21 protein-coding genes and 1 pseudogene are annotated in these 21,985 nt (G+C 74.3%); 8 read left to right on the plus strand and 14 right to left on the minus strand.

The features are described 5' to 3' along the window. From IE326_RS21150 to IE326_RS21160, 3 genes are read right to left on the minus strand one after another with little or no spacing between them, the layout of a single operon-like run. Positions 1–2,400 (minus strand): glycoside hydrolase family 65 protein, encoded by a 2,400-nt coding sequence (locus IE326_RS21150; RefSeq protein WP_190042620.1) that lies wholly within the window; start codon positions 2,398–2,400, stop codon positions 1–3. Beyond that, positions 2,397–3,170, minus strand: coding sequence for an HAD family hydrolase (locus IE326_RS21155; RefSeq protein ID WP_190042621.1), 774 nt, complete (start codon positions 3,168–3,170; stop codon positions 2,397–2,399). Before IE326_RS21155 ends, IE326_RS21150 begins: the two co-directional genes overlap by 4 nt. A 36-nt stretch (positions 3,171–3,206) precedes the next feature. Continuing rightward, positions 3,207–4,289 carry a zinc-dependent alcohol dehydrogenase family protein gene (locus tag IE326_RS21160; RefSeq protein ID WP_190042622.1) on the minus strand — a complete coding sequence of 361 codons (1,083 nt, stop codon included), beginning with the start codon at positions 4,287–4,289 and terminating at the stop codon, positions 3,207–3,209. Positions 4,290–4,486: 197 nt separating this feature from the next. Between IE326_RS21160 and IE326_RS21165 the strand changes: the two genes are divergently transcribed. From IE326_RS21165 to IE326_RS21180, 4 genes are all read left to right on the plus strand, one after another. Next, positions 4,487–5,914, plus strand: coding sequence for an MBL fold metallo-hydrolase RNA specificity domain-containing protein (locus tag IE326_RS21165; protein ID WP_190042623.1), 1,428 nt, complete (start codon positions 4,487–4,489; stop codon positions 5,912–5,914). 349 nt (positions 5,915–6,263) lie between these two features. After that, positions 6,264–6,917, plus strand: coding sequence for a CBS domain-containing protein (locus IE326_RS21170; RefSeq protein ID WP_150226327.1), 654 nt, complete (start codon positions 6,264–6,266; stop codon positions 6,915–6,917). A gap of 235 nt (positions 6,918–7,152) precedes the next feature. After that, positions 7,153–7,761 carry a CBS domain-containing protein gene (locus IE326_RS21175; RefSeq protein ID WP_190042624.1) on the plus strand — a complete coding sequence of 203 codons (609 nt, stop codon included), beginning with the start codon at positions 7,153–7,155 and terminating at the stop codon, positions 7,759–7,761. A gap of 4 nt (positions 7,762–7,765) precedes the next feature. Further along, positions 7,766–8,428: a DUF4389 domain-containing protein gene (locus IE326_RS21180; protein ID WP_190042625.1), complete on the plus strand. Its 663-nt coding sequence runs from the start codon at positions 7,766–7,768 to the stop codon at positions 8,426–8,428. Here the strand turns inward: IE326_RS21180 and IE326_RS21185 are convergent. From IE326_RS21185 to IE326_RS21215, 7 genes are all read right to left on the minus strand, one after another. Beyond that, positions 8,365–11,127 (minus strand): cation-translocating P-type ATPase, encoded by a 2,763-nt coding sequence (locus tag IE326_RS21185; RefSeq protein WP_190042626.1) that lies wholly within the window; start codon positions 11,125–11,127, stop codon positions 8,365–8,367. The two genes, IE326_RS21180 and IE326_RS21185, sit on opposite strands and share 64 nt — an antisense overlap. Next, a complete protein-coding gene (locus tag IE326_RS21190) occupies positions 11,120–11,725 on the minus strand; it encodes an Rv1733c family protein (protein WP_190042627.1) in 606 nt (201 codons plus the stop codon). The genes IE326_RS21185 and IE326_RS21190 overlap by 8 nt, the downstream gene beginning before the upstream one ends. 48 nt (positions 11,726–11,773) lie before the next feature. Then, positions 11,774–12,277, minus strand: coding sequence for a flavodoxin domain-containing protein (locus tag IE326_RS21195; protein WP_150226332.1), 504 nt, complete (start codon positions 12,275–12,277; stop codon positions 11,774–11,776). Next, entirely contained in the window at positions 12,274–12,729 is a 456-nt protein-coding gene (locus IE326_RS21200; RefSeq protein ID WP_150226333.1) for an Hsp20/alpha crystallin family protein, read from the minus strand. The genes IE326_RS21195 and IE326_RS21200 overlap by 4 nt, the downstream gene beginning before the upstream one ends. Positions 12,730–12,918: 189 nt before the next feature. Continuing rightward, positions 12,919–13,158 carry a hypothetical protein gene (locus IE326_RS21205; protein ID WP_150226334.1) on the minus strand — a complete coding sequence of 80 codons (240 nt, stop codon included), beginning with the start codon at positions 13,156–13,158 and terminating at the stop codon, positions 12,919–12,921. A gap of 233 nt (positions 13,159–13,391) precedes the next feature. Next, entirely contained in the window at positions 13,392–14,315 is a 924-nt protein-coding gene (locus IE326_RS21210) for a universal stress protein (protein ID WP_190042628.1), read from the minus strand. Continuing rightward, positions 14,312–15,220: a universal stress protein gene (locus IE326_RS21215; protein WP_190042629.1), complete on the minus strand. Its 909-nt coding sequence runs from the start codon at positions 15,218–15,220 to the stop codon at positions 14,312–14,314. Before IE326_RS21215 ends, IE326_RS21210 begins: the two co-directional genes overlap by 4 nt. Positions 15,221–15,406: 186 nt before the next feature. Between IE326_RS21215 and IE326_RS21220 the strand changes: the two genes are divergently transcribed. After that, entirely contained in the window at positions 15,407–16,267 is an 861-nt protein-coding gene (locus tag IE326_RS21220) for a universal stress protein (protein WP_190042630.1), read from the plus strand. Positions 16,268–16,318: 51 nt separating this feature from the next. Here IE326_RS21220 and IE326_RS21225 read toward each other — a convergent pair whose 3' ends face one another. The 3 genes from IE326_RS21225 to IE326_RS21235 all read right to left on the minus strand — a co-directional run bounded on the left by IE326_RS21225 (position 16,319) and on the right by IE326_RS21235 (position 18,588). Next, positions 16,319–16,999, minus strand: a complete 681-nt coding sequence (locus IE326_RS21225; protein ID WP_190042631.1) for a helix-turn-helix domain-containing protein — start codon at positions 16,997–16,999, stop codon at positions 16,319–16,321. Beyond that, positions 16,996–17,910: a universal stress protein gene (locus IE326_RS21230; RefSeq protein WP_190042632.1), complete on the minus strand. Its 915-nt coding sequence runs from the start codon at positions 17,908–17,910 to the stop codon at positions 16,996–16,998. Before IE326_RS21230 ends, IE326_RS21225 begins: the two co-directional genes overlap by 4 nt. 411 nt (positions 17,911–18,321) lie before the next feature. Next, positions 18,322–18,588, minus strand: coding sequence for a DUF1918 domain-containing protein (locus IE326_RS21235; RefSeq protein ID WP_373310244.1), 267 nt, complete (start codon positions 18,586–18,588; stop codon positions 18,322–18,324). Between the two features lie 198 nt (positions 18,589–18,786). Here IE326_RS21235 and IE326_RS21240 point away from each other — a divergent pair, with 198 nt between their 5' ends. The 3 genes from IE326_RS21240 to IE326_RS21250 all read left to right on the plus strand — a co-directional run bounded on the left by IE326_RS21240 (position 18,787) and on the right by IE326_RS21250 (position 21,238). After that, a complete protein-coding gene (locus IE326_RS21240; RefSeq protein ID WP_150226340.1) occupies positions 18,787–19,464 on the plus strand; it encodes a CBS domain-containing protein in 678 nt (225 codons plus the stop codon). A 236-nt stretch (positions 19,465–19,700) separates the two neighbouring features. Further along, on the plus strand, positions 19,701–20,387 hold the full coding sequence (locus IE326_RS21245; protein WP_190043449.1) for a CBS domain-containing protein: 687 nt from the start codon (positions 19,701–19,703) through the stop codon (positions 20,385–20,387). Next, entirely contained in the window at positions 20,384–21,238 is an 855-nt protein-coding gene (locus IE326_RS21250) for a universal stress protein (RefSeq protein WP_190042633.1), read from the plus strand. Before IE326_RS21245 ends, IE326_RS21250 begins: the two co-directional genes overlap by 4 nt. Positions 21,239–21,374: 136 nt before the next feature. Here IE326_RS21250 and IE326_RS40815 read toward each other — a convergent pair. After that, positions 21,375–21,560: pseudogene (locus IE326_RS40815) on the minus strand (molybdopterin dinucleotide binding domain-containing protein); the annotation flags it as partial. Positions 21,561–21,985 lie beyond the last annotated feature (425 nt).

The raw sequence follows: 21,985 nt of genomic DNA on the forward strand, positions 1-21,985 counted from the left end.
TCACAGCCCGAACCAGCGTTCCTCCCCGGGAAGGAGGGTGAACCTCCGTCCTCCCGGCAGGACGAGCGAGAAGGGGCCTCCCGGGCCGGCGGGGACGCGGATCCCCAGGCGGGCGGGGAGGATGCGCAGGCGGACGCCCCGATGGCCCCCGCAGGACAGGGTGAAGGCGAAGCGGGGCAGCTCACGGAGGGCGACGGGGTCCACGCGCAGTCCCTCCGGACCAGCCTCCAGGCCGGTGATGCCGCGCTCGACCAGGTCGATCGTGCCGGCCATCGCGCCGAGGTGGACGCCCTCCCCCGTGGTGCCGCCCTGGACGTCCGCCACGTCGGAGAGCAGGGCCTCCTCGCAGTACCTCCACGCTTCGGCGCCCTTCAGACGGGCGAGCACCCAGCCGTGGACGAGGCTGCTGAGGGTCGAGCCGTGGCTGGTGCGGCGCAGGTAGTAGTCCACCGTGCTCCGCCAGGTCTCGTCGTCCAGCCGGTGCCCGAGCCGCGCGAACAGCCCGACGAGCTCGTCGGGCCGGAAGAGGTATCCGAGCATGAGGGCGTCGGCCTGCTTCGACGCCTGGTAGCGGTTGACGGTGTCGCCCTCCGCCTCCAGGATCCGGTCCAGTCGGCGGATGTCGCCGTAGCGGGCGCGGTACGCCTCCCAGTCGAGCTCCGCCAGCTCCCCGAAACCCTCGAACTGGCTGATCACGCCCCGGTGGAAGGGCACGTGCAGACGGCGGGACACGTCGTCCCAGCGGGCAAGGCCCTCGTCGTCCAGGGCGAGGAGGCCGCACAGCTCCTCCCGCCGGGCGGGGGGCAGTTCGCCCAGTAGTTCCAGGCCGCGGGCGAGCACCCAGGCGGCCGTCACGTTCGTGTAGGCGTTGTCGTCGACGCCCGGAACCTCCGCGCCGGGATAGGCGTCGTGGTACTCGTCCGGACCGACCACGCCGCGGATGCGGTAGCGCCCCAGCGCGGGATCGAGGACGGCGGCGGCCGCCCAGAACCGGGCGACCTCCAGCAGGATCTCGGCGCCCCCGCCGTGCAGGAAGCCGCGGTCGCCGGTGGCCCGTGCGTACTTCCAGACGTTGTAGGCGACGGCTGACCCGACGTGCCGCTGGAGCCGTGAGCGGTCGGGCAGCCAGCGGCCCGAGCGCGGGTTGAGGTGCAGCTCCTGGGTCTCCTCGTTTCCCGAACCGCCGCTCTGCCAGGGGTACATGGCTCCGCGCAGGCCCGCGCGCCGAGCCGTCGCACGGGCGGCAGGGAGGCGTCGGTGGCGGTACATCAGCAGCCCTCTGGCCACCTCGGGGAAGTGGAGGCCGAGGTAGGGCAGGACGAAGAGCTCGTCCCAGAAGACGTGGCCCCGGTAGGCCTCGCCGTGCAGGCCCCGGGCCGGAACGCCCACGTCGAGGTCGGCGGTGTGCGGGGAGAGGGTCTGCAGCAGGTGGAACAGGTGCAGGCGCAGGATGCGGCCCGCTTCTCCGGGCACGTGCAGCTCGCCCTCTTCCCAGAGCCGCCGCCAGGCCGCTTCGTGCGCGGCCCGCAGGGCGGGGAAGTCCGCGGCGCGGGCGGCGGCCTCGACGGCCGCCGCGAGCGGGTCGCCCGGCGGGCGGTCCGACGAGGTGCGCAGGGCCAGCGTCTTGGCGCACCACGCCGGCCGTCCCCTGGCGATCGGCAGGCGGTACGCCTGTGCGGTGCCGGTGGAGGTGGAAGTGGTCCGGGCGGGTCGTTCGGGGCTCGTGTCCGTGCGGACGGCCAGGGCGACCACGCGGCCCGGGTCGTCCGTGCGGCAGGACAGCCCGGCGACGCCGCCGGGCGCGAAGACCGTGCGGTGGCCGGACAGGTGCCGGCTCTCCAGGTGGTGGTAGCGCTCGACGCCGGTGTTGGCGACGTCGCCGTCGAGCAGGGACTCGACCTCGATCTCGCCGCTCCAGCCGTAGGCGTGGAAGGTGGTGCGCTGGACGGCGAGCCCGGGGTCTCCCATGTGGACGATCCGGGTGTGCCCGACGCGCAGTCCGCGTCCCCGGGCGTCCTGGAAGAGGAGGTCCCGGTGAAGGGTCCCGTGCCGCAGGTCGAGCCGGACGGCGTAGTGGCGCAGTTCGCCGGAGTCGGGGGAGAGCCACGGGCCGGCCGCTTCGCCCTCAGGCAGGCGGCGGTACCGCAGCAGCGTCCAGTTCGGGAGGTTGACGAGGTCCTCGTTCTCCACCGTGCGGCCGTCGACCAGCGAGGTGCGCCGGTCGTAGCAGCCCGCCAGGTAGGTGCCCGGGTAGTGCACGGGGCCGGCGGCGCACTCGGGCGCGGAGCCCCGGGTGGCGAACCGGCCGTTCCCGAGGGTGCAGAGGGCTTCCACCAGACGCTCGCGCTCCGGCTCGTAGGCGTCGTACCCCCAGGTCCAGCCGCTCCTTCCCGCGTTCACGGCCCCGCTCCCCACACCGCCTCCACGCACTCCATGAGGTCGGTGACGACGAGGTGGGCGCCGTGTTCGCGCAGCGCTTCGGTGGTGCGCCGGTCCGGGGTGCGGTCGACGCCGACGACGAGGCCGAAGCGCCCGCGGCGGCCGGCCAGGACGCCGGCGAGGGCGTCCTCGACGACCGCGCAGTCCTGGGGCCGGACACCGAGGACATGCGCCGCGTGGAGGAAGAGCGCCGGGTCCGGCTTGCCCGCGAGCCCCAGCCCGGCCGCGTCCTCACCGTCCACGACGGTGGTGAGGAGCCGGTCCGTCCCGGCGGACGCGAGCAGCGCGCGGGCGTGACGGGAGGCGGAGACCGCCGCGGCGGGCACACTGAGGGACCTCAAGGCCGCAAGGGCCCGCGAGGCGTCCCGGAAGGCGGTGACCGGCCGGACGCGCAGGGCGTCGCGGAAGGCCTGCTCCTTGCGCGCGGCCACGGCCCGGACCGTGTCGCAGCCGGGCCGGCCGTCCGGCGTCCCGGCGGGGAGGCGGATTCCCCGGGCCGCCAGGAAGGCGGCGGCTCCCTCGTACCTGGACCGGCCGTCGACGTACCGCCGGTAGTCGGCGTCCGCGTCGAACGGTTCCCCGTTCCCCGCCCTGTCCGCCCACCCGGGAAGGCAGCCGTCGAAGGCCGTCTTCCAGGCGGCGGCGTGGACAGCGGCGGAGTCGATCAGCACGCCGTCGGTGTCGAGGACGACGGCGCGCGGGGGCGCGGGACGGGCCCCGTGGCCCTTCATGCGGCTCCTTGGCCCTTCATGCGGCTCCCCGGTCGTTCATCCGGTGCCCGTGGCCGGCGCGGTGTCGACGGCCGTGTGCTGCGGCCCGCCGAGCGCGACCTTGATCGCGCCGGTCCGGGCGGCGCTGCCGAAGACGTCGTACGCCTCCTCCATCTGCCCGAGTTCGAAGCGGTGGGTGACCAGCTCCGCGGTGGGGAGCCGGCCGGCGGCCATCATCCGCAGCAGCATCGGCGTCGAGGAGGTGTCGACGAGGCCGGTGGTGAGGGTGACGTCCTTGATCCACAGGTCTTCCAGGTGGAGGGCGGCGGGCTTGCCGTGGACGCCGATGTTGGCGACGCGGCCCCCGGGGCGGACCATACGGGTGCACATCTCGAAGGTCTGCGGCACTCCCACGGCCTCCATGACGACGTCGGCGCCGAGGCCGTCGGTCAGGTCGGCGACGAGCTGTTCCGGTTCCTCCCCGGCTGCTGCGGTGGCGTCGGCGCCGAGCCTGCGGGCGGCGGAGAGGCGGGATTCGTCCAGGTCCACGGCGATGATCCGGCCGGGACTGTAAAGGCGTGCGGTGGTGATCGCGGCGAGACCGATGGGGCCCGCGCCGACCACGACGACGGTGTCGCCGGGCCGGACCGCGCCGTTGAGGACGCCGACCTCGTAGGCGGTGGGGAAGATGTCGGCGAGGAGCACGGCGTCGAAGCTGTCGACGCCGCTGGGGACCGGGTGGACGGAGAGGTCGGCGAAGGGCACGCGGACGTACTCGGCCTGGGTGCCGTCGATCAGGTGGCCGAGGACCCAACCGCCTCCGCCCCGGCACTGGCCGTAGCGCTGCTCGCGGCAGAAGCGGCAGCGTCCGCAGGAGGAGATGCAGGAGATCAGGACCCGGTCGCCGGGCCGCACCGCCCGGACGTCGCCGCCCGTCTCCATCACGGTGCCGACCGCCTCGTGACCGAGGACACGCCCGGGTTCGACCTCGGGCACGTCCCCCTTGACGATGTGCAGGTCGGTGCCGCAGAGGGTGACCGCGTCGACGCGCACGATTGCGTCCGCCGCGTCCTTCACCGCGGGATCGGGCACGTCCTGCCACGCGACCCGGCCCGTTCCCTGGAACACGAGAGCCTTCATGACGACCGCCTTCCCGGCCGGTCCGCGGGTCTGCTCCCACGGATCCCACCGTCAGGCTCGCCCCGCGTCACCTCCGCGCGCATGGGCCGGTCGGTCCCCGGTCCGGGCCCCTCGGACCCCTGGCACACCGCACCGGGCGGCGCGAGGGTGGAGTCGGACCGGTGCGGCCGGCCCCCGGCGCGAAGGAGGGCCCTCCCATGTCCGAGGCAACAGCCCACACCGCCCCGTCGGTGCCGCGCCCCGCCCTGCTCAGCTTCCTGGGCGGCGTGGGGACGGTCACCGGCAGCAAGTTCCTGGTCGAGAGCGACCATGCCCGGATCCTCCTCGACTGCGGTCTCTTCCAGGGTTTCGCGAAGCTGCGGCGGCGCAACTGGGACCGGTTCGCCCGGGACGCGGCCGACGTCCGCGCGGTGGTCGTCACCCACGCCCATCTGGACCACTGCGGCTATCTGCCGCGCCTGGTCCGGCAGGGCTTCCGCGGCCCGATCCTCGCGACCCCGCACACGGCCCGGCTCGCCGGCATCGTGCTGCGGGACAGCGCCCGGCTCCAGACGGAGGCGGCCCGCCACGCCGACGAGCACGGCTGGTCCAAGCACCGTCCGGCGAAGCCGCTCTACGACGAGACCGACGTCGACAGGACGCTGTCCTTCTTCGACCCGGTTCCCGTCGGGGCGGACGTGGAGATCATGTCCGGCACCCGGCTGACGCTCCACCACGGCGGTCACATCCTCGGCTCGGCCTGGGCCCGCCTCACCCTGGAGGACGGGCACACCCTGGCCGTCTCCGGCGACCTGGGACGCCCCGGGCACCCGCTGCTCCTGCCTCCGGAGCCGTTCTCCGGCGCCGACGTGCTGCTGGTGGAGTCGACGTACGGCGACCGCCGCCACGACCAGGAATCCGCCCGGTCGGAGTTCGCCTCGGTGATCGAGCGGACCCTCGCCCGGGGCGGCACGGTCGTGATCCCGGCCTTCGCGGTCGACCGCACCGAGGTCGTCCTCCACGAACTGACCCGGTTGCGCGAGACGGGCGTCCTGCCCCGCTCCGTACCCGTCTACGTCGACAGTCCCATGGCCCTGGCCGCGCTCGACGTCTACCGGGACGCCGTGCGCGAGCGGTCCCCGGAGCTGCGGCCCGAGATCCTCGCCCGGGGCGAGGCCGCACTGAGCCCGGCACCGTTCCTCGCCGCGCGTACGGTCCAGGAGTCGATCGACATCAACAGCACGCGCGGCCCCGCCGTCATCGTCTCCTCGGCCGGCATGGCCACCGGCGGCCGCGTCCTGCACCACTTGCACCGTCTCCTGCCCGACCCGCGCAACGCCGTCGTCGTGGTCGGCTTCGCCGCCGCCGGCACCCGTGCCCGGGACCTGGTCGACGGGGTCCGCACGTTGAAGATGTTCGGCGAGTACGTGCCCGTACGGGCCGAGGTCGCCGACGTGCCCCATTTCTCCGCCCACGCCGACGCGGACCAGATCGTCGGCTGGCTCCGAAACGCCCCCGCCCCGCACGCCGCCTACGTCGTGCACGGTGAACCGGCCGCCTCCGCGACGCTGCGCGACCGCCTCGACCACGAACTGGGCTGGACGGCCGTCGTGCCCCGCTCCGGAGAGACCGTCCTGGTCCGCTGAGACGGGCCCTTCGGCCCGCGGAGCGGGACCCGCGCGGCCCTGTCGGCCGCGGGGCGCCGGGCGGGACTCTGGGCGAAGAGAGCTGGAGGACGCCATGACCACCAGGCGGACCCTGCTGGACGAACTCCCGCAGGAGGCACGGGCACGGCTCCTGGAATGCTCCCGTCCGGTCCGCTTCGCCCCCGGCACCCGCATCTTCGGACAGCGCCGCGGGCCGGCCGCTTCTGGATCGTCCAGGCCGGCCGTGTGGGGCTCGACGTCCGCGTCCCGGGCCGTCGTGACGCCGCCGTGGACACCCCCCCCCGCACGCTCCCGAGCTCCTGCCCCACGCCCCTTGAAGGAGACAGCCATGACCACACGGACGTTCACCGTCGCCGACGTGATGACCAAGAAGGTCGTCGCCGTCCGGCCCGACACCTCCTTCAAGGAGATCGTCGCCGCGATGGAACGCTGGAAGGTGACCGCGCTGCCCGTCCTGGAGGGGGAAGGGCGGGTCGTCGGTGTCGTGTCCGAGGCGGACCTGCTCCTCAAGGAGGAGTTCCACGACCACCGCCTCGGCATGGTCGAGCAGCTGCGGCGACGCGACGCCACCGCGAAGGCCGGTTCCGACCGGGCGGTGGAGCTGATGACCACGCCCGCCGTCACCGTACGACCGGAGGCATCCCTGCCCCGAGCGGCCCGGCTCATGGCCACCCACCGGGTGAAACGGCTTCCCGTCGTCGACGCCGACGGGGTGATCCAGGGCGTCGTCAGCCGCTCCGACCTGCTGAAGGTCTTCCTCCGGCCGGACGAGGAGCTCGCCGACGAGGTCCGCCGCGACGTCGTGGCGCGTCTGTTCCCGCTCTCCCGGGACCGGATCGAGGTCCGCGTCGACGCCGGTGTGGTGACCCTGGCCGGCGACGTGCGCGACAGCACGCTCATCCCGCTCGCGGAGCGCCTGGCACGGGCCGTCGAGGGCGTGGTGGACGTACGGTGCGCGCTCACCCTCGCCGCCGGGGCATGACCCCGGCGGCAGCTCCCCGTGCGTGCTCGAAGCGACGTCCCGGAGGGCAGGTTCGTCTGCGGCGAAGAGCCGCTGCCGCAGACCCGCCCGGTGGAGACGTGTCCGCTGTCCCCGCTCTGCCCTCGGGCGGCCGCCACGGCGGCCCGAGGGGGCCGGACGGCCCTCCCCCCGCCGGGCGACACGGGCGATCCTGAGAAATGGGGGCGTGGAATCCGTACACGGAAGGTGACCGGCGATGAGGCACCGAAGCGTGGCCGAGCTGATGACGCCCACGGCCGTCAGCGTCGGGCGGCAGACGCCGTTCAAGGAGATCGTCCGGCTTCTGGACGAGTTCGACATCACCGCCGTCTGCGTGGTGGACGAGGAGAACCGTCCCCTGGGCGTCGTCTCGGAAGCCGACCTCGTCCGCCGCCACGCGGCCGGCTCCGGCACCGACACGGCCGGCGCGCTCATGTCGAGCCCCGCCGTCGTCGCCCACCCCGACTGGAGCGTGGTGCGCGCGGCCCGGGTGATGGACAGGGCCGAGGTGAAGCGGCTGCCGGTGACCGGCACCGACGGGCGGGTCGTGGGGGTCCTGAGCCGCAGCGACCTGGTCCGGCTGTTCCTCCGCAGGGACCGGGCGATCCAGGAGGAGATCGTCGAGGACGTGATGACCCGGACGCTCGGTCTGCACCCCTCCGACATCTCCGTGGAGGTCGAGGACGGCCGGGTCACCCTCAGCGGCACGGTCCGGCGTCCCGGGCTCGTGCCCGTCCTCCTCAGACTCTGCAACAGCGTCGACGGGGTGGTGGGGGTCGTGGACCGGCTCCGGCGCGACGACCGCACCTCCAGCACAGGGAAGTAGCGACATGGACGCTCCTCGGACACTCCCCCCGCCCGTCCGCGTGACGGCCGTGCTCGACGCCCCGCTCTCCCGTTGGCTGTGGCTGGTCAAATGGATCCTCGCGATCCCGCACTGGATCGTGCTGTTCTTCCTGTGGATCGCCTTCCTGATGGTGACGGTGATCGCCTTCTTCGCGATCCTGTTCACCGAGCGGTACCCGCGACCCCTGTTCGACTTCTGCCTCGGCGTGCTGCGCTGGTCCTGGCGGGTCTCGTACTACTCCTACGGCGCGCTCGGCACCGACCGTTACCCGCCCTTCAGCCTGGGCGAGGAGCCCGGCTACCCGGCCCGGCTGGACATCGCCTACCCGGAGCGGCTGTCCCGCGCGCAGGTGCTGGTCAAGTGGTGGCTGCTGGCGATCCCGCACTACCTGGTCCTGGCTTTCTTCACCGGTGGCGTGCGCGCCGGCTGGTGGAGCGGTGGTCTGGTCACCCTGTTCGCGGTCGTCGCCGGCTTCGCCCTCGCCTTCACCTCCCGCTACCCCCGGGATCTCTTCGACCTCGTCGTGGGGCTGAACCGCTGGGTGCTGCGCGTCGCCGCCTACGCGAGCCTGATGACGGACGTCTATCCGCCCTTCCGCCTCGACCAGGGCGGGGACGAGCCGGCACCGGCGGAGAAGTCCCTCTGACGCCGCCGGGCACGGCGCGCCTCGTCGACGCCCCAGACCAGCAGGGGGAAGGTGCCGATGAGCAGCACGACGTCCCAGGGAAGCGGTGCCGTGCCGAAGGCCTGCCGCAGTGGCGGCGCGTAGACGAGCGCGGCGGTGAAGCAGAGTTCGAAGGCGATGCCCGCGAGCAGCAGCGGGTTGGACAGGAGCCCGATCTCGCGGAGCGCGGCACGGTCGGTGCGGGCGGCGAAGGCGGTGCCGACCTGGCAGGTGACGATGCCGGCGAACGTGGCCGTCGTCGCCGTCACGTAGGCGCTGTGAAGGGGGGTCCCCTCGCCGGTGGGGTCGCCGGGCTGCCAGCCGGCGCGCCAGAGGACGTAGAGGAACGCGGTCATCACGAGGACGGCCGAGACCAGGCCCAGGCAGCCCCAGCTGCGGACGAGCATGTCGCGCGAGATGACGCCCTGGTGCTCGGGGCGGGGCGGGCGTCGCATCACACCGGGTTCGGAGCGCTCCCTGCCCAGCGCGAGCGCGGGGAGGGTCTCCGTGCCGAGGTCGATGGCGAGGATCTGGAGCACGGTGAGCGGGAGGGGCACGGCGCCCGCCGAGAGGGCGAAGACGAGGAAGGGCACGATCTCCGGGGTGGCGTGGGCGAAGATGTAGACGATGAACTTGCGGACGTTGTCGTAGACGCGGCGACCGGATTCGATCGCGGTGACGATGGTGGCGAAGTCGTCGTCGGTGAGCACCATGGCCGCCGCCTCGCGGGCCACGTCCGTGCCGGAGCGGCCCATCGCCACCCCGATGTGGGCGCGGTGCAGGGCGGGGGCGTCGTTGACGCCGTCGCCCGTCATGGCGACGATCCGGCCGTGGGCGCGCAGGGTGTCGGCGACCTTGAGTTTCGTCTCGGGCGAGGAGCGCGCGAAGACGATCTCGGCGTCGTCCTCGACGAGGAGCCGGTCCAGTTCGCTGTCGTCCAGGGATTCGGAGGCGGCGACGACCTCCAGTCGGGGCTCACCGATGCCGACCTCCCGTGCGATCGCGGCGGCCGTGGCGCCGTTGTCCCCCGTCACGACGTGCACGCGCACCCCGGCCTCGTGGCAGCGGCGGACGGCGGCCGCGACCTCGGCGCGCGGCGGGTCGTACAGACCGATCAGGCCCGACAGGGTCAGGCCGGTCTCGGCGTCCTGCCGCCGGGCGGGCGTCCCCTCGTCCGGGCCCAGCTCGCGGACGGCGACCGCCAGGACGCGCGTGCCCTCTTCGGCGAGTCGCTGTGCCGCCGCTCGGGCCGCCTCTCGGTCGGGACCGGGCAGGACGCGCTCCAGAACCGCTTCGGGGGCTCCCTTGACCACCACCCGGGCGGCACCGGAGCCCTCCGGGGCCTGGACGACGGACATCATCCGGAGCCGTGGGTCGAACCGGAAGAGTGTCTGCCGCCGGCCGTCGCGCCGGTCGGGGTCCACCGGTGCTCCGAGGCCGGCGGCTCCCTCCACGAGGGCGGACTCGGTGGGGTCGCCGTGCAGCTCGCCGTCCGTGTCCCGGGTGACCGTGGTGCACTCGGCGGCGGCCCGCACCAGGGCCCGGGCCCAGGGCCCCGCGTCCGTTCCGTGACCGGGGGTCCAATGTGCACGCAGGTGCATGCGGTTGCGGGTGAGGGTGCCGGTCTTGTCCGTGCAGACGACGCTGGTGGAGCCGAGGGTCTCGACCGCGCTGAGGCGCTTGACCAGGGCGCCGTGCCGGGCCAGGGCGCGCACGCCGACGGCGAGGGCGAGGGTGATCGTCGGCAGCAGTCCCTCGGGGACGTTGGCGACGAGGAGCCCGATGGCGAACATGAGCGAGTCGGTCACCGGCAGGCCGACCGCCACGCCGACGACGAGGAAGAGGACGCCCATGGCCGTGGCGACGCCGGCGATGAGCCAGGCCACCTTCTTGACCTGTCGCTCCAGGGGGCTCGGCTCCCGTCCGGTCCGTTGGCTGAGGGCGGCGATCCGTCCCAGCTCGGTGCGGTCCCCGGTGGCGAAGACGACGGCCCGGGCCTGTCCCTCGACGCAGGTGGTCCCGCTGAAGACGAGGTTGGGCTCCTCCAGGAGGGGAGCGCCGAGCAATCCGGCCACCGCCACCCGTTCCGCCGGCACCGACTCCCCCGTCAGCATCGACAGGTCCACCTCCACGCCGCCCTCGGTGACCCTGCCGTCCGCCGGGACCTTGTCCCCTTCCTCCAGGACGATGACGTCGCCCGGCACGAGGTCACGGGCCTCCACGGTGAGCGCCTGCCCGTCGCGCACGACGAGGGCGTGCTCGGGCAGGTAGCGGGCGAGGGTCTCCACCGCGCGTTCCGCCTGGCGTTCCTGGAGCAGCGCGAAACCCGCGTTGACGACGATGACCGCGAGGACGGCCCAGCCGAGCACGGCCAGGTCCGCCACGAAGGCCAGCGCGGCGGCCGCCCACAGCAGCAGGGCCAGGGGATGCGCCAGCTGGGCGGCCGCCTCCCGCCAGAACGGGGCGCTCGCCTTGCGGCGCACCTCGTTCGGACCGTGCACCGCGAGACGGCGGGCCGCCTCGCGGGCGGACAGCCCGTCCGGGCCGGTGTCCAGCTCCCGGCGGAGGCGGGGAAGGGGCTCGCTCGGATCGAACGGAAGCGCCTCGGCCGGCGGTCGGACGGTGCGCGGGCGACGGCCGGTGCGGCCGGTCGCCGTCCGGTCGGCGCCGTGGTCAGACATCGTCCGTCCCGGGGCCGCCCTCCGGGCCGCTCCCCCTCCGGAGGCGGCCGGACCAGACGGGCTCGACCTGCTCCCACTCGCGCTCCAGGGCCGCGGACGTACGGCCGTCGGTCCTCCGTCGCATGAGGACGAGCGCCCCGGCTCCGGTGGCCGCGACGGCTCCTGCCGTGGCGGTGCCGCCGGCGAGGGAGATCAGCATGATGTCCGACGAGTTGCCGGGCCGGCGGACGGCGGTGCCCGAGTCGTCCACCGTGACGGCCACGGTCCGTCCCCGGGGCGTCCCGGCGGGGACCTCGACGGTGCCGGAGCGGCGCACCCCGTCCGGGTACTCCCACCGGGCGGGGGCGACGGCGCGGTTCGCCGCACCGCTCCGCGTCAGGGGGGAAGCCTCTCCGGCCGCCCCCGTGGTGGTCGCCGTGACCCGGTGGAGCTGGGCGGCGCGGGCGCGCTCCGTCCGGGCCCCGAAGCTCCACAGGTATCCCGCGGCGATCGCACCGCAGACCAGGGCGAGGGCCAGGACGACGACCACGGCCGTCCGGTGGCCCGGGCCGCCGCGGGGTGGTCGCGGGTCCGTGCGGGACGGTTCGCGTTCGGTCATGACACGCCTCCGGGCGCTTGTCTTCCCCTCGGGCGGGAAGGCCGGGACTCAGCCGTCCTCGTCGAGCGCGGCTCCGATGCGGTGGGCCCAGGCGCGGACGCGGGCCGGGTCGCGGAAGTCCCCGCCCTTGCCCTTGCGGACCATGGCCCGGGCGATGAAGTCCGGGTTGTCCGCGGTGAGGGCGCCGCCGAAGGTGACGTGCTCCCTCGCGCCCAGCTGCTCCATGCGGCGGGCGACGCCGGGTACGGGCGGGATGTCGTGCCGTTCGGCGGAGCTGTCGACGGGGCCGCTGCTGAAGAGCCAGACGGGACGGTGCCGGAGCTGTTCGGCGTTGCGCCGGGCGCACTTGCGGGCCTTGCCGTTCCAGCGTCCGGCGTAGAGCGCTCCGCCGAGGACGACGCCGTCGTAGTCGCTGACGTCGGTGACGGTGTCGGCCGGCCGGACGTCGGTGTCGAATCCGTCGGCCTGGAGGGTCCTGCCGATCTCGTCGGCGATGCCGGCGGTCGCCCCGTGCTTGCTGCCGTAGGCCACGAGGACGCGCTTCGTGGTCATGACCGGTCCTCCTCGCCGTCGGCGGCCCGCTTGACGCGGATGGTCCGTGCCGTGCGGGTGTCCGGGGCGGGCATCGGGACGCGCACGGTGAGGATGCCGTCCGCGTAGGAGGCGTCGACGTCGTCCGCCGGGATGGCGTCGGGGAGGCGTACGGTCCTGCGGAACGCGCCGTAGCGGAATTCCGAATGGTCCTTGTCCCCGGCGCTCTCCCGGTGCTCGGCGCGCACGGTGAGGAGGTCGCCGTCGACCGTGAGGGCGATGTCGTCCGGATCCATGCCGGGGAGTTCGGCCCGCAGGGTGTACACGCCGTCGTCGCCGCTGGTGACCTCGACCGGGATGGCGTGGGCGGCCGTGGCGGGGCGCCATCCGGGGAGACCGGGGAACTCCCGGCCGAACCAGGTGTCGAAGTCGGGGAAGAAGCTGTGCCTGCGTTCCGGCTTGGCTCCGGTCATCGTCCTGCTCCTCTTCCATGGTGCCGGGCGCCGCCCCGGCGGGTGGCGGAGGGTCCGCCTCCGCACTTCCAGGCTGCTGTCCGTCCGGTGCGCGGCGCAGTGTCGAAAGGGGCTGTCGGAGAGGGCCGAACGGTCCCGTCCCCGAGGGGACCGACCGGCCCTTGAAGGTCCGGCGTCGTGGTGGGTCGTTCACCGGGCGGGGTCGCGGCGGCGCAGGAGGACGTGGGCGGCGGGAAGGGAACGCAGACGGTGGGTGTCGAGCGGTTCCCCGTAGGCGTCCGCGGTGGTGGCGCATCCGGGCGGAACCTGGTTTCCCGCCGCACCGAGCCGGTCGGCCGGCTCGCCGAGCGAGGCGTTCCCGCCTCCCACACGGCCGGCGTCCCGGCGGCCCGGGTCGGTGAAGGGGACGACGCGTCGCACGGATCCCATGGCGTCTCCTCGGGCCCCGGACGGCTCGGCGGGCGAGCCGGGTCAGTAGGGCAGGATGCGGCCGGACGGGGTGCGCAGGTCCAGCGGGGTCTGCTCGCGGGGCCGACGGGGCTTGGCGCTGATGCGGACGCGCTGCATGGCACTCACCTCTTCGCAGGGCCTGGAGCGGCCTTCGGGACGTGCGCTTCCACCAGCCTCGGGGGCGGCGTGCACGGTGCCCAGTGCCGAGGGGGTCAACCCGGTGGAGGCCGGTCGGGCCCCAGGCGGGGAGGCCGTTCGGCCCGGCCCCGGGGGCGGTCGCCCCCGAGAACCGGGGCGCCGGAGGGGACGGTGATCACCGGGCAGTCGGCGTGGTGCAGGAGGCCGTGGACCGTCGATCCGAGGCGCATGCCCGAGTAGCCGCCGCGCCCCGTCCGACCGACGACCAGCGCGAGGGATTCCCTTGCGGCCAGAGCGAGTTCCGCGACCGGATGCCCGCGCACGACGTCCTGGTCGATGTCCGTGTCGGGGTAGCGCTCCGCCCAGCCGGCCACGGACTCCGCGAGGAGGCGACGCCGCTCGGCCAGGCCCGCCCCGGTGTCCTCGTGGGCGAGGAGCGGTCGGGGCCAGACCCAGACCGCTCTCAGCCGTGCCTCGCGCAGGCTCGCCTCGTGGACGGCGAACGCGACGGCCTCCTGGCTCTGTTCGCTGCCGTCCACGCCGACCACGAGGGTGGGGGGATGGACCTCGGTGTGCTCCGGCGCCCGGACCACGACGACGGGGCAGGGAGCGCGCGCGGTGAGCGGGACGACGACCGAGTTCTCACCGAGCAGTTCGGCGGCCCTGCCGAGCCGGCGCGACCCGACCACCACCAGGTCGGCCCCGGCCGCCCGGGCGAGCAGCACCGTGGCCGGTGCCCCGTCCACGAGTTCCGAGGTCGCCGGCAGAGGGCCGCGGAGCCTTCGGACGAGTTCCTCGACGTCGGCGAGGGCGGACTCCGCGCGGATCCGCAGGGCGGTGCGGTGCCCCAGGGCGTCGTACCCCAGCCGGTCGTGCACGGGGGGCACGGCGACGACGAGGCGCAGCCGCAGACGTCGGCGGGCGGCCTCGTCCGCCGCCCATACGAGGGCGGGTACGGAGACCTCCTCGGGGTCCACGCCGAACAGGAGGTCGTTCACGGGGTGTCGCCGCCGCGCGTCCCGAAGTCGACCGGGACGATCTCCACGGGGCAGTGGGCGTGGTGGATGAGGGCGTGGGCGACGCGCCCGAGGGAGGGGCCCACGCCGAGGGGCCGGTGTCCCCGGCCCATCACGATCAGGTCGGTGTGGGCGCTGGCGTCGACGAGGATCCCGGGGGTCGAGGTCCCGGTCTCGACGTGAGGGGCGACGGTGAGGTCGGGGTACCACTCGCGGACGCGGTCGGCGAGGGTCTTCACCTCGCGCACCCGCCGGTGCGCGGCGGCGTCGAGGTCGTCGAGCATGGTCGCCACGTCGCCGACGTGCGTGAGGATGTTCCACACGCTCAGGAGGCGGAGCGGGACCTTGCGGACGTCCGCCTCCGCGGCGGCGAGGAGCAGCCACCCCAGGTCGTCGGCATCGCGGACCGCCGCGGTCACGGAACCCGACTCGGGACGGTCCGCCCCGCCGCGCACGACGATCACGGGCACGTCCGCACGGGCGGCGACTCCGAGTCCCACGGAGCCGAGCAGGAGGGCGGAGAAGCCTCCGAGGCCCCTGCTGCCGACGACGACCGCCTTCTCTCCGCCCGCGGCCTCCAGGAGCCCGTCGAGCGGTTCGCGCCGGTCGAGCAGTCGGGTGACGACGAGGTCGGGAAAGCGCTCCCTGACCGCCGCCTCGGTCCCGGCCAGCAGATCACGACCGGTCTCCCGGACGGCCTGGATCGTCTCGGCATCGCTCCAGTAGGCGCGCCGGTCGGTGTCGGCGGCGTGGACGAGGTGCAGGGGGCGGGACCGCCGGTCCGCCTCCGCGGCGGCCCACAGGGCGGCCGTCCGGGCCGAAGGGGAACCGTCGACGCCCACGAGGACGTCGGACAGCTCGGGCCGGACCGGGGTCTCGCTGCTCATGGCTCCTCCTCGGGAGTGCGCCCGGGGCGCGTACGGCGCCCGGAGGGGCGTCACTCCTCACGCTGACACCGGCCCGCGCCGGCCGCGATGGGCCGTTCGGCCCCGATGCGGACCTGCCCGGCCCTCACCGCGCGGCGGTGCGCCGGACGAGCCTGGTGTCATCGACGGACGGCCGAGGAGGCAGTGATGGCAGCGCAGGTCACCGTGGGACTGGACGGCTCGGAGGAAAGCCTCGCCGCGGCACGGTGGGCCGCGGGGGAAGCGGTTCTCCGTGGGGTGCCGCTGCGTCTGGTGCACGTGGAGGAATGGCCGAACACTCCGGAGATCCCGGCCCCCTACGCCCGGACGCTGTACGAGCGGGCCGAGGCGCTCCTGCACGACGAGGCGGACCGGGCCCGGAAGGAACACCCCGATCTGGAGGTGACCACGGAGCGGGCGCGCGGGCGCGCGGCGGACGAACTGGTCGCGGCGGCGGACGAGGCGGACCTGCTGGTGCTCGGGTCGCGCGGGCTCGGCGGCGTCCTCGGCTTCATCGTGGGATCCGTCTCCCTCGCGGTCGTCGGCACGGCCCGGCGGCCGGTCGTCCTCGTGCGCGCGCGGCGCCCGGACCCGGCGGCGTCCGCACACGGGATCGTGGTCGGCGTGGATCTCCACCATCCGTGCGAACCCCTGCTGGCCTTCGCGTTCGAGGAAGCAGCCAGACGGCGCGTTCCGCTGCGGTTCCTCAGCACCTGGACGGTGCCCGCCTCCTACGGCTACGCGGCCGTGGTGGACCCGGGCATCGGCGAGGAGCTGGGCGCCGGCGTACGCGTCGGCCTCGACGAGCTGCTGTCACCGTGGCGCAGCCGGTATCCGGGGGCCGACGTCACGGTCGAGGCCGTCGTGGGCTCGGCCGCATACCAGATGACCGAGGCGTCGCGGGAGGCGGAACTCGTCGTCGTGGGACGCCGGGCCCGCCGGCTGCCGGCCGGCCCGCACGTCGGCCACGTGGCGCACGCGGTCGTCCACCACAGCCCGGCACCGGTGGCGGTCGTCCCGCTGGGATGAGCGTGCGGGTGAGGGGCGGACCGGCCGGTCCGCCCCTCACCCCTCCCCGGTTCACGTTCCGGGTGCGCCGGGCACGAGGATCCGGCGTCCCGTGACACGACGCGGCACGAGCCTCACGACGGTGTCCCGCCCGTCCCCCGACCAGGGACGCACGGTCACGGCCCGGCTCATGCCCATCGCCTCGGCCGGGTCGGAGAGCGCGTGGACCGGACCGACGAGCAGAACGCTCCAGCCCCGGCGGAACGCCTCGTCGAGCCGGTCCTCCTCGAAGGCGACCTCGGCGCCGGCTGCGGCGGCCCGGCCGAGGGCGGACTCCGGCGCGGTGGAGAAGACCAGGCTCTCGTCGAGCACCTGGTAGTTGACCGGGAAGACCGCGAGGCCGTCGGTCCCCTCGACACCGATCCGGCCGACGCCCCGCCCGTCGAGCAGGGACCAGCACTCCGCCTCGTCGAGTTCCACGAGTTCCGGCCGGTTCCCCGGCGGCGCCCCGCCGGGAGCGAGGTCGGCCGTGAGCCCGGTCAGCTGCTGGACGGTCGTGTCCAGGGCGTGCGCGAGGCGGACCAGGAACTCGATGCCCGGCGTGGACAGCTGCTCCTCCACGTAGGCGATGTACCCGGGGGAGGATCCGGCCCGCTCCGCCACCTCTTCGCGGGACAGTCCGAGCTGCCGTCGTCGCGTCGCGACGCGACGGCCGAGGTCGCTCTGCTGACGCCGGTCGCCGGTGGTGTTCATCGCTCGCTCCCTTCCGGGGCGGCTTCCGCGGTGGCGGGTGACAGCTGCGGTACGACGGCGACCGGGCACACCGAGTGGTGCAGGGCCCGGTGGGCCGCTCTGCCGAGCTGGAGGCCGACGAGGCCGTCGCGTCGGCGGGCGCCGAGCACGAGGAGGTCGGCGGCGGCGGAGCGCTCGGTCAGCACCCGGTGTGCGGCCCCTTCGACGGTGCTGCGCCGCACCCGTACCCGTGGGTTCTCCCGCGCGCGTACGGCGAGTGCCTTGTCCAGGGTCTCCGCCGCCTCCTCCGCGAGGTACACCCCGGCCTCTCCGCGCAGGAGCGGATGGTCGAGCGGGTCGTGGAGCGGCCGGCGCCAGGTGCGCACCGCGTCCAGCTCCGCGTCGCGGACCGCCGCCTCGCGGAAGGCGAAGGCGACGGCCGGGGAGTCGACGTCATGGTCGCCGACCCCCAGGAGGATCCGCCCGTGGCGTGCTTCCAGGGCCTGCCGGTCGCCTCGTACGACGACGACGGGGCACGACGAGCGGGCGGCCACGACGAGGCCGACCGAGCCCAGCAGGAGGTCGCCGAGTTCGGTGCGTCCGCGCGCGCCGACCACGACGCCCCACGCTCCCCGCCCCTCCCTGAGCAGGGCGCCCGCCGCGTCCTCCGCGGCGACGTCGGTGCTGAGGGGGAGCCCGGGCGCCCGCCGGAGGGCGCGCTCCGCGGCCTGGCCGACGATGTTGTCGGCCAGGACCTGGCCCCACGGCCTGTCGGCGGTCCAGGGGGGTGCGGCGCCCTCGTACCGCTCCCACAGCGAGGCGTGCACGATCCGCAGGGGACATCCCTGCCGCACCGCCTCGTCGACCGCCCAGTCCAGGGCCGTCAGAGCGGGATCGGACCCGTCGACGCCGACTACCAGGGGGGATTCCATCCTGCCCACCGCCTTCCGGTCGTATGGGGGCCTGTTGTCACGCTCGCACCGGTCGGAGGGGAGGGACAGGGCCGACCGGTCCCCCTTCAGGGCTCTGCCAGGCCGTGTCCCCTCCGGCCCGGTCGGGACGCGGCCCTCTGAAGCGGCTTCCCGTCGTGGCCGGGGACGGCCGGCCGGCGCCGTGAGCAGGGGGGCCGGCCGAAGGCGCGCCTCCGCTCGGCCCCGGAGCTCGCCGAGGAGGTGCGCCACGAACGGTCGGGTTGCTGGTGCCCAAGGGCGATGCCACGCGCGGCGTACAGGTCGCGGACGGCGTGGTGACGCTCACCGGCCGGATGCCGGAGTCCCTGCCCGCTGCTCCGGCGGTGCGTCCGGCCAGGACGGTGTCCGGTGTCGTGGGCGCCACGGCGGCTTTCACCGACGTGGCGCAGCCGTCCGCGCCGAGCGGGGGAAATGCTGGACCCGGGCGTCCGGGCCGGGGAAGACGAGGGTGACCCGGCCGGTGTCCGACCAGCAGACGTCGAAGGGCGGGGTCCCGTCCTCGTGGTGCAGTGCCACGATCTCGCCGTCCCGTCCCTCGTCCCCGACGGTGGCACCACCGACGATCAACCGGTCGCCCACGCGGGCCCACAGGCCGGGGCGGGAACTCTCCGGGCTGTTCCGTGTTGCGGTGCGGTTCATGGCTGTCTCCTCCGGGCGGGGCGGCCACGGGACGTCGGCGCCGCGGCCATGTCGCCTCTCTTCACCCTGTGGGCATGCCCGTCGCCCGCCATAGGGGCCAATGGTCCCGGAAGGGTCCCGTTCGGCACTCCTGCCGTGGACGTGGGCGCCGCAGGGTGGGATCGGCGGGGAACGTCCGCCCGGCGAAGGAGGGGCGTCATGCAGCACCGCACCGTTTTCGAGGTGATGACGCACCGCGTGGTCACCGTCTCCCCCGGCACGCCCTTCAAGGAGATCGTGCGCCTTCTCGTGGAGCACGACATCTCGGCGGTTCCCGTCGTCGGCGAGGACCGGCGTCTCCTGGGCGTGGTCTCGGAGGCCGATCTGCTGAGGGACACCTCCGAACTACCGGATCTGGAGGGCCGCTGGGCGGGCGTCCGGCTGCTGTCCCGGGAGCGGGGCCTCCCCGAGGCGGAGACGGCAGCCGATCTGATGACGTCGCCGGCCGTCTCGGCGCAGCCCGGCTGGAACCTCGTCGAGACGGCGAGGACGATGGACCGCAAAGGAGTCAAGCGGCTCCCCGTCATCGACGAGACGGGTCGGCTGGTCGGGATCGTCAGCCGCACCGACCTGCTGCGGCCGTTCCTCCGCGGAGACACCGCGATCCGGGAGGAGATCGAGCACGACGTCCTGGGCGACACCCTGCGCCTCGCGCCCGACACGCTCCGGGTCGCCGTCGACGACGGGGTCGTCACCCTGACCGGCCGGGTCGAGGAGCGCGCGGACATCCCCGTGATCGTCAGGCTGTGCCGTTCCGTGGACGGGGTCGTCGCCCTGCACCAGTCGATCGACTACACGTACGACAACCTGGCCCTCGACGTGGAACCACCCCGATGAACGCCCGCCCCGCGGCTCCGGTGATGGCCGACCGCCGACGTGCGCGCACCGCCTTCGACCGGCGTCTGCGGAAGGGAAACGGGGAGCGCGTCGCGCCGGACCGCGACTTCGCCGAGGCGCTCGCCGAACTCGGCGGAAGAGCCGACCGAGGACGACGCCCCGGTCGCGGTCGCCCAGGACGGCCGAGCCGATCACCTGGTGATCGGGACGACGACCGCACACGAGAGGAGCGGATGATGCGGCACCGCCGGATCGAAGAGCTGATGACCCGTGAGGTGGTGAGCCTCCGCGGGGACGCGCCGTTCAAAGAGATCGTGCGTGTGCTGTCGCGGCACCGCATCACCGCCGCCCCGGTCGTGGACGAGGCCGACCGGGTGATCGGCATCGTGTCGGAGGGCCACCTCCTGCGGAAGGCGGCCGATCAGGCCGCCGTCCCCGGGAACACGCCCCCCGTGCCGGGACTGGAGGCGTGGGAGCGGGCGAAGGCGGAGGGAACACGCGCGGAGGAGCTGATGTCCGCTCCCCCGGTGTGCGCCCGTCCCGGCTGGACGGTCGTGGAGGCCGCGCGTCTGATGGAGGTGCAGGGGGTCAAGCGCCTGGTCGTCGTCGACGCCCAGGACCGGCTCGTCGGTCTGGTGAGCCGCCGGGACCTGCTGGGGATCTTCCTCCGCGACGACGACGGCATCCGCCGCGAGATCACCGAGGACGTCCTCGTCGGCACGCTCGGCCTCGCGCCGGACGCCGTGAGCGTCGAGGTGAAGGAGGGGCAGGTGGAGCTGGGCGGCACGGTGCCGTACCGAGGACTGGTTCCGGTGATCGAGCGCATGTGCGCGACGGTCGACGGCGTGGTCTCGGTCTCGCTCACCCGCCTCGTCCACGGGACCGACGACGTCACCGGGGCGCCAGGAGGTGGACGGTCATGAACGACGAAGGCATCGTGGTCGGAATCGACGGCTCGGAGGAGGCGGCGGCCGCCGCCCGGTGGGCGGCCGACGAAGCCGGGCTGCGCGACACAGGCGTCCGTCTGCTCCACGCGCGGCAGCCCTGGCCGGACTCCGTCTCCCGGGTCACGGCCCGGAAGTCTGAGGACTCGTGGGCCGAGGAACTGCTGACGAGCACCGCGGCGGGACTGCGCGAGCGGCGTCCGGGCCTCTCCGTGTCCACCCGGATCGCGACCACCGGCCCCGTCCCGGCGCTGGTCGAAGCGGCGGAGGCGGGTGCCCTGCTGGCCCTGGGTTCGCGTGCGCTGAGCGGCACGGCCGGCTATCTGGTCGGCTCGGTGGGCCTGGCCGTGGCCGGTGTCGTCGAGCGTCCCGTCGTCCTGGTCCGGGCGACCGACGGCGTCGCTCCGGAGGGCCCCGTCGTGGTCGGGGTCGACGCGCGGCAGCCCGCGGACGCGGTGCTCGCGTTCTCCTTCGAAGAGGCGGTCCGCCGACGTGTCGGCCTGACCGCCGTCTACGCCCAGCAACTACCGTTCTACGCCTGGGGACCTGCCATGGTGCCCGATCCGCGCATCAGTGTGCAGTCGCAGGTCGAGCGCGCGCTGGAGGACACGTTGGAGCCCTGGCGCGCGAAGTGTCCCGAGGTCGCCACCGCGGCCTCCGTGGTGATCGGACCGGCCGGCCCCGAACTCGTACGGGCCGCCTCCGGTGGCGGTCTGGTGGTCGTGGGACGGCGTACGCGCCGTTCGGCGATGGGCGCTCACATCGGCAGCGTCGCCCATGCCGTGCTGCACCACAGCCGGGCCCCCGTCGTCCTCGTACCGCACGACTGATCCCGGCGGGACCCGGGCTCGGGGGCCGGTTCGGACGCGGTTCAGCCCCTGGCCGCGCCGCCGGGCGCAGCCGTACCGCCGTGACCTTGTACTCCGGGCACGAGGTCACGGCGTCGGCGTGGTCCGAGGTCTGCGAGTGGACCCCGTCGGACGGGAAGTGGAAGGCGCAGAAGACCTGTCCGGGGGCGACGTCGCTCCCCGCTCGGGCGATCAGCCTCGCCTGGCCGTGGCGGCTGTCCACCACGACGGGAGCACCGTCCTCGACTCCGTACCTCGCGGCGTCCTCGGGGTGCAGGTCGAGATGGTCATGGGGGTCGAGCACGAGGTGGCGCCGTGACGGGTCGTGCTGCCGGAGTTGTAGTGGGCCCAGTGGCGTCCGGTGACGAGCAGGAGCGGGTGGTCGGCGTCCGGTTCCTCTTCCGGTGGCAGGTGGGGCGCGGCGGAGAGGCGGGCGCGGCCGTCCGGGGTGGCGAACCGTTCGGTGCGGAGGGTGGACTCGCGGGGTCGGTCGGGCCGGGGGCAGCGCCGCGGAACGGCTCCTTGCCGGTCGAGCCGGACATGCGAGACACCTGCGAAGACGGGGGCCACACGGCCGTACCCGGCAAGGGTCCTCTCAGGTGTGCGGCAACCGAGGGCGTGACCCATCGCCGCGCTCACCGCGTGGACGATGTCGAAGTCGCTTCGGCCGCCACGGGAAATCCGGCTCCGCCCCGTCCCCGCGGTCCGGAGGCGGCGGGCTCCTCTGCG

The sequence above is a fragment of the Streptomyces filamentosus genome (genome assembly GCF_014654895.1).
In the GTDB taxonomy this organism is placed as follows: Bacteria; Actinomycetota; Actinomycetes; order Streptomycetales; family Streptomycetaceae; genus Streptomyces; species Streptomyces filamentosus.

Bases quoted from the DNA above. Each gene is read 5' to 3' on its own strand.
- IE326_RS21155 (WP_190042621.1), bottom strand. From the start codon at position 3,170: ATGAAGGGCCACGGGGCCCGTCCCGCGCCCCCGCGCGCCGTCGTCCTC.
- IE326_RS21160 (WP_190042622.1), bottom strand. From the start codon at position 4,289: ATGAAGGCTCTCGTGTTCCAGGGAACGGGCCGGGTCGCGTGGCAGGAC.
- IE326_RS21165 (WP_190042623.1), top strand. From the start codon at position 4,487: ATGTCCGAGGCAACAGCCCACACCGCCCCGTCGGTGCCGCGCCCCGCC.
- IE326_RS21170 (WP_150226327.1), top strand. From the start codon at position 6,264: ATGACCACACGGACGTTCACCGTCGCCGACGTGATGACCAAGAAGGTC.
- IE326_RS21175 (WP_190042624.1), top strand. From the start codon at position 7,153: ATGAGGCACCGAAGCGTGGCCGAGCTGATGACGCCCACGGCCGTCAGC.
- IE326_RS21180 (WP_190042625.1), top strand. From the start codon at position 7,766: ATGGACGCTCCTCGGACACTCCCCCCGCCCGTCCGCGTGACGGCCGTG.
- IE326_RS21185 (WP_190042626.1), bottom strand. From the start codon at position 11,127: ATGTCTGACCACGGCGCCGACCGGACGGCGACCGGCCGCACCGGCCGT.
- IE326_RS21190 (WP_190042627.1), bottom strand. From the start codon at position 11,725: ATGACCGAACGCGAACCGTCCCGCACGGACCCGCGACCACCCCGCGGC.
- IE326_RS21195 (WP_150226332.1), bottom strand. From the start codon at position 12,277: ATGACCACGAAGCGCGTCCTCGTGGCCTACGGCAGCAAGCACGGGGCG.
- IE326_RS21200 (WP_150226333.1), bottom strand. From the start codon at position 12,729: ATGACCGGAGCCAAGCCGGAACGCAGGCACAGCTTCTTCCCCGACTTC.
- IE326_RS21205 (WP_150226334.1), bottom strand. From the start codon at position 13,158: ATGGGATCCGTGCGACGCGTCGTCCCCTTCACCGACCCGGGCCGCCGG.
- IE326_RS21215 (WP_190042629.1), bottom strand. From the start codon at position 15,220: ATGAGCAGCGAGACCCCGGTCCGGCCCGAGCTGTCCGACGTCCTCGTG.
- IE326_RS21220 (WP_190042630.1), top strand. From the start codon at position 15,407: ATGGCAGCGCAGGTCACCGTGGGACTGGACGGCTCGGAGGAAAGCCTC.
- IE326_RS21225 (WP_190042631.1), bottom strand. From the start codon at position 16,999: ATGAACACCACCGGCGACCGGCGTCAGCAGAGCGACCTCGGCCGTCGC.
- IE326_RS21230 (WP_190042632.1), bottom strand. From the start codon at position 17,910: ATGGAATCCCCCCTGGTAGTCGGCGTCGACGGGTCCGATCCCGCTCTG.
- IE326_RS21235 (WP_373310244.1), bottom strand. From the start codon at position 18,588: ATGAACCGCACCGCAACACGGAACAGCCCGGAGAGTTCCCGCCCCGGC.
- IE326_RS21240 (WP_150226340.1), top strand. From the start codon at position 18,787: ATGCAGCACCGCACCGTTTTCGAGGTGATGACGCACCGCGTGGTCACC.
- IE326_RS21245 (WP_190043449.1), top strand. From the start codon at position 19,701: ATGCGGCACCGCCGGATCGAAGAGCTGATGACCCGTGAGGTGGTGAGC.
- IE326_RS21250 (WP_190042633.1), top strand. From the start codon at position 20,384: ATGAACGACGAAGGCATCGTGGTCGGAATCGACGGCTCGGAGGAGGCG.